General features: G+C 56.6%; 4 protein-coding genes. 3 read left to right on the top strand and 1 reads right to left on the bottom strand.

All coding sequences use genetic code 11. The annotated features are described in order from the left end of the window. Nucleotides 1-327 precede the first annotated feature (327 nt). Nucleotides 328-1,539, bottom strand: a complete 1,212-nt coding sequence (locus QZR21_RS08400; protein WP_296099858.1) for an FprA family A-type flavoprotein — start codon at nucleotides 1,537-1,539, stop codon at nucleotides 328-330. Nucleotides 1,540-2,075: 536 nt separating this feature from the next. On the opposite strand from QZR21_RS08400, the gene QZR21_RS08395 reads away from it, so the two are divergent. From QZR21_RS08395 to QZR21_RS08385, 3 genes are all read left to right on the top strand, one after another. Beyond that, nucleotides 2,076-2,645, top strand: a complete 570-nt coding sequence (locus QZR21_RS08395; protein WP_296974903.1) for a DUF1700 domain-containing protein — start codon at nucleotides 2,076-2,078, stop codon at nucleotides 2,643-2,645. A gap of 2 nt (nucleotides 2,646-2,647) precedes the next feature. Next, complete coding sequence (locus QZR21_RS08390; protein ID WP_296974901.1) at nucleotides 2,648-2,926, top strand: hypothetical protein; 279 nt, start codon at nucleotides 2,648-2,650, stop codon at nucleotides 2,924-2,926. 402 nt (nucleotides 2,927-3,328) lie between these two features. Then, on the top strand, nucleotides 3,329-3,862 hold the full coding sequence (locus QZR21_RS08385; RefSeq protein ID WP_296974897.1) for a phosphatase PAP2 family protein: 534 nt from the start codon (nucleotides 3,329-3,331) through the stop codon (nucleotides 3,860-3,862). The last annotated feature ends 172 nt before the right edge of the window (nucleotides 3,863-4,034 follow it).

Here is a 4,034-nt window from a genome sequence, read left to right as displayed (position 1 = left end):
TCCTTCCCAAGGAAGGAGGCTAACGTTTAGCAGCTTCGCCGCCATCGGTATCCTAAAGACTCTACTCCCCAAAACGTAAAAATGACACTGCACGAGGCCCCTTCCCAGGGAAGGGGCTGCCCACGGGGCTGGGGTTAGCTGATGGGAACTGATGAAATTGGCCCGTAGGGCCTGACCAGCCTTCCTAACAGCTAGAAGCCAGTAGCTAAAAGCCCCCGCCCGTTCGCACGTCCCTCAGCCACACAACCGCCGCGAAGCGGCTGTTCAGCTCAAGGATCACTGCTAAAGGCTCGTGCCTCTACCCATCAGCATGCAAATCCTCCGGTCTCACCCGTTTTTCACATCGTCCGCGATGATTTTCGCCAGTTCATCCAGGCTGCCGTCATCGGCGGGGGCGGAGGAAATGTGGAGAGGTTCTGCGAGGATCCGGCACTTCTTCCAGGTGGACGCCTTTTCCTTCATTACCTTGCCCGCCACGTTTGGTGCCCAACTGCTGTTGCCCATAATGGCGATGGCCCGGTTCTGCACATCCATTTCCTTACAGAGATCCATGAACGCATTCATCACGGGGTTGAGACCCATATTCATGGTCACCGCCGCCAGTACCATGTGGCTCCGGCGCAGGACTTCCGGGAAGGCCTCCGTAATGGACCGGCTGCAGAGGTCCACGAGTTTCATATGTTTCACGCCAAGGGCGGCGAGTTTTCCCGCCAGCACCTGGGCTGCCAGGGCCGTATTGCCATAGGGGGAAGCGAAGAAGAGGGTCACCGACTTTTCTTCCGGTTCCCAGGACGCCCATTTCTTATAGAGGGCCACCATCTTTTCGATATCCTCGGGCCGCCGGAAGATGGGACCGTGGAGGGAGCACACATACCGTACGTCCAGGGCCGCCACTTTCTTGAGGGCCATCAGCACCTGCATGCCGTAGCGGGCCACAATATTGGCGTAGTACTTCCGGCAGTCCGGAAGGTACACCTCGTCGTAATGGCAGTCGTCCGCAAAGATGGAGCCGTGGAGAGTGCCGAAGGTACCGAAGGCGTCGGCGCTGAAAAGGACCTTTTCCGTTTCCTCATAGGTAAAGGTCACTTCCGGCCAGTGCACCATGGGGGCCTTCAGGAAACGGAGCCTGTGGGCGCCCAGGGAAATTTCCAGCTTCTCGTCGGACGTGATGAACCGGTCCGAGAGGGACACGTGGAAATACTGGCCCGCCATCTTCTGGGCCTGGGGCGTTGCGATGATCTTCGCCATGGGGTACGCCTCCGCCAGGGCCAGGAGGGAGCCGCTGTGGTCCGGCTCCATGTGGTTGATCACGATATAGTCCAGGGGCCGTCCGTGGAGGAGATGGCTCACATTTTCCATGAACAGGTCCCGGATCACCGAGTCCACCGAATCAATGACCGCCGTCTTCTCGTCGTCAATGAAATAGCTGTTATAGGAGACCCCCTGGGAAATGGGAATCAGGTCTTCAAACCGGGAGGAGATGAAATCGTTCCCGCCAATCCAGTAAATATCTTTCGTTACCTGCTGTTCATTATGCATAGTCTGGCCTCTTGTGAAATAGGTAAAAACGAGTAAATCTCGACAGTTTCGCCTTATAAGTATACCACGAACGGGGCTGGAAGGGATAGCCGATTCGCGGTTTGATTTCCTGTAACTGAAGGGCCTGCGAACGGATGGAGCCTTGAGCTTTGAGCCTTGAGCTGAACATGCCATGCGGACCGGGGTCTTGTGGGTGAGCTTGCGTGCGAACGTGCGGGAGCTTCTAGCTGCTAGCGGCTAGCTTTCAGGAAAGCTGATCCGCCTGCGGCGCTTCCCTGGTTCAATTGTCCGTTTGGGGTTACAGTCATCAGGAATCCATATGCGGCGGAGCCGCTTGACCTCAACTCTCAAATCTCAACTCTCAACTCTTTTCCCTTCCCCCCATTTATCTTTCCTTTAACAATCCTTCAATTATTGTTTACTGCATAGTACCTTGTACTGCAAGATACTGAGTGATATAGTACAGATAGGATGAAAAACAAAATCATCTTCCACAGGGGAAGCACTTCCCGGATTCACCAAAAGGAGTGATTTCTATGACAAAGAATGAATTCATGAGACAGCTTCGCACATACCTCATCTATGAACAGGCCTCCGTCCGCAACGAAATCCTGGAGGACTATGAAGAATACTTCGCCATGGCGAAAGCCGCCGGCCGGAGCGAAGAAGACACCGCCGCCTCTTTGGGCAGGCCCTCAGAAATTGCCGCCCTCATTTACGGGGTGGACGAAAAGAAACTGAGAAGAGAATCCTACGCCCATGATCTTCTGGGCAGCGTCGGAAATACTTTCATTTCCATGAAAGAATCCGCAAGACGCCATCTGCCCTCCTTCCTCTCCAGAGGAGGCAAGGTTCTCTCCCACCTCTTCACCGGCGCCGGCATCCTGGCAGCGGCAGCCATGGTCATCGCCCTGGCAGCCGCCCTGTACCTGGCCATCGGCGGCCTCGTCATATTCCCCACCGTCCCCGCCCTGCCCGCCATGAGCCCCTTGAGCCTTACCGCTCTCGCGGTGTCCGGCATTTCCTTTGCCGCCTTTTTCTACTACGCCGGCCGGGAACTTTCCCACGCCGCCGCTGCCTTTTCCCATAATCTGAAGGAGGAATAACCATGAAAAAAGTATTCGCCACCCTCATTCTCGGCGCCGCCAGCGCCGCCCTCTTCGCCGCATCCTTCCTCACCACCGATGCCGCCAGCTACATGGACTGGGCCAAAGAGTCAGGCCCCGCCATTCACCAGGAAATGAAAGCCATGAAGACCTCCCTCCCCTTCCACGAGGAAAAGGACCACGATCACCATAAAGTGAAAAAAGTGAAACAGGACGTCCACAGGGATATGCAGACAAAGGACATCGATTTTCACGCTGACAGTGAGAGTCACCAGCCTTGAGCTGGCCGGCCGCTTCGCGGCGATTATGGTGTGGTTGGGGCGTGCGAACGGATGGGGGCTTCTAGCTACTAGCTCCTGGCTGCTAGGAAACCTCAACAGCCTACGGCGCTGGAGTGGCCGGGGTTCGTGCGAAAGGATGGGGACGAGCCTTGAGTGTGTTAGCCGCAATTCGCGGCAAATACACCCCTCAGCCTTCGGCAGCTCACCCGGAGGGGGAGTCAGGGGGATTAGCCTGCGCCGCAGGCTAATCAGCTTTCCTAGTAGCTAAAAGCTAGCAGCTGGAAGCCCCCATCCGTTCGCATAAAATCCAGCCACACGACACCAGCGGCTCCGCCGTGGGACCTCAATTCTCAACTCTCAACTCTCAACTCTCAACTCTTTTTTCCCAAAGGAGTCCTTCCCATGGACACTCTTATGCATATGCAGGCCCTCTTTCTTTTCTTCCTCCAGGACACCATCCGGACGCCCCTGCTCACGAGGATTCTCGAATTCACCACGGATCTGGGGAACATGGGCTTCATCTGGGTGGTGCCGGCGCTGCTCCTGCTCTTCAAAAAGAAGACAAGACCCCTGGGCATCGCCGTCCTCACGGCCCTGGTGCTGAGCCTCCTCATCACCAACAGCGTCCTGAAGAATCTCGTAAAAGAAGCCCGGCCCTTTGTGACGTACCCGGAAATCATCCCCCTCGTCACCCACGTGTCCGCCTCGTCCTACGCCTTTCCCTCCGGCCACGCCTCCGCCTCCTTTGCGGCGGCTCCCCTCTTCTTCCATTACCTGCCAAAGAAATTCGGGATCCCCGCCCTCATCCTGGCCTTCCTCGTTTCCTTCTCCCGCCTCTACCTGGGCGTCCACTACCCCCTGGACGTTCTCGCGGGCGTGGTCATAGGGCTGGGTTGTGCCTGGCTGGCAGTGAAGATGGTGCGAAGAGTAATGTGAGAGATCTAGATCTAGATCTAGGTCATCAGCGGCTCCGCCGCGGATGTCTTGTGGATGAAAGTCGGCCAAACGGACGAGGGCTTCTAGCGGCTAGCGGCTAGCTTTTAGGAAAGCTGATCAAGCCCTTTGGGCCAATTCCATCAGTTCCCATCAGCTAACCTCATGGCCCGGC

Source organism: uncultured Dialister sp. (assembly GCF_900541605.1).
Lineage (GTDB): Bacteria > Bacillota > Negativicutes > Veillonellales > Dialisteraceae > Dialister.
This window is presented reverse-complemented; position numbering and strand designations above follow the sequence as displayed.

Excerpts from the sequence above, each read along its gene's own strand:
- QZR21_RS08400 (WP_296099858.1), bottom strand. The coding sequence starts at position 1,539 with ATGCATAATGAACAGCAGGTAACGAAAGATATTTACTGGATTGGCGGG.
- QZR21_RS08395 (WP_296974903.1), top strand. The coding sequence starts at position 2,076 with ATGACAAAGAATGAATTCATGAGACAGCTTCGCACATACCTCATCTAT.
- QZR21_RS08390 (WP_296974901.1), top strand. The coding sequence starts at position 2,648 with ATGAAAAAAGTATTCGCCACCCTCATTCTCGGCGCCGCCAGCGCCGCC.
- QZR21_RS08385 (WP_296974897.1), top strand. The coding sequence starts at position 3,329 with ATGGACACTCTTATGCATATGCAGGCCCTCTTTCTTTTCTTCCTCCAG.